This is a genomic window from Mesorhizobium sp. M1D.F.Ca.ET.231.01.1.1, assembly GCF_003999155.2.
Classification (GTDB): domain Bacteria; phylum Pseudomonadota; class Alphaproteobacteria; order Rhizobiales; family Rhizobiaceae; genus Mesorhizobium.
The window spans coordinates 1-304 of sequence record NZ_RZOZ02000216.1 but is presented as its reverse complement, the minus strand read 5'-3'; the positions used below and the strand labels follow the sequence as shown (position 1 = coordinate 304).

Here is a 304-nt window from a genome sequence, read left to right as displayed (position 1 = left end):
ACGAGATTTCCCTCGCAGGCCTCATCCATTTAGCCGATGCGCCGGCATGGCGCTAAGCGGGAGAATTGGTGATTGCCTCGGCTTGCGGAAGCTTCAGCGGGCTTGATTGAAGGACTAGTGCGTTTGCTGGCAACGGGCAGCTACTCTCTGGTGGCGAGAACGGCGTTTCCATTCGCCTTGGTAGGAATTGTTTCATTAGCTCTGCTGCCCGGGGGCATCCTCGAGATGCTGGGCATGGGTTTCACGTTCAGCCACGACAAGCTCAATCACGCTGCCGCCTTCGCGGCTTTAGCGTTGCTTGGCG

At 58.2% G+C, this 304-nt stretch carries 1 pseudogene; it reads left to right on the top strand.

Features of this window, described 5'->3' with window-relative positions:
• Positions 1-123: 123 nt before the first annotated feature.
• Positions 124-304, top strand: a pseudogene (locus EN874_RS34180) (hypothetical protein); the annotation flags it as partial.